The 569-nt window shown below is 55.7% G+C and carries 1 protein-coding gene; it reads right to left on the bottom strand.

Going from position 1 to position 569, the window contains the following annotated elements:
- Positions 1-558, bottom strand: a 558-nt coding sequence (locus C7B65_RS27205; RefSeq protein WP_146135867.1) for a transposase, incomplete at its 3' end; no start/stop codon positions are given.
- Between the last annotated feature and the right edge of the window lie 11 nt (positions 559-569).

Genomic DNA, 569 nt, shown 5'->3' with positions numbered 1-569 from the left:
TAGTACAAAGGCGACCAGAGACAACACGAGCCAGCGGTAGAGTCCCAGCAAGGTGGATTGACCAAAGCGATGCAAACTAAAGCGATGTTTGATGGTTTTGAAAAAGCCCTCAATCGCCCAGCGTTGTCGTCCGAGTCGCACCAAGTAGACTCCAGAATACGGGTAAGTAGAGACGACAAAGCGCAGTTCTCGTTTGCGCTCTGAGCGCTTGAGCCAAAACCAGGAGACCGTTAGGGGCGTTGACATCCCCACCAAGCGGACTTGTTGCCCGCGTCTTCCGGTGCGGTAAAGTTGCTTGAGGGACTTGCCATTCTCCATCTGACGGTTGCCGGGCATTCCGACAACCGCTCGCCACTGTCGCTTTTGCACAGCCTGGAGAAACTTGATCGTGCCAAACTCAGTATCTGCCAGCACGATGACGGGGAAGCGGTGGGTCAGGGTTTTGGGGACGCGGGCGAGCAGCTTGCAGGCTAATTGAACGGGACTAAGGTGCCCTTTGCCGTGCCAGATGCAGAAGCTCCAGGGCACTCGCCACTGTCCGATGACCAGATACAGCATGACTAGATGCA

The sequence above is a fragment of the Phormidesmis priestleyi ULC007 genome (genome assembly GCF_003003695.1).
Classification (GTDB): domain Bacteria; phylum Cyanobacteriota; class Cyanobacteriia; order Leptolyngbyales; family Leptolyngbyaceae; genus Phormidesmis_A; species Phormidesmis_A priestleyi_A.
The sequence above is the reverse complement of the archived record's forward strand: the minus strand, read 5'-3'. Positions and strand labels throughout refer to the sequence as shown.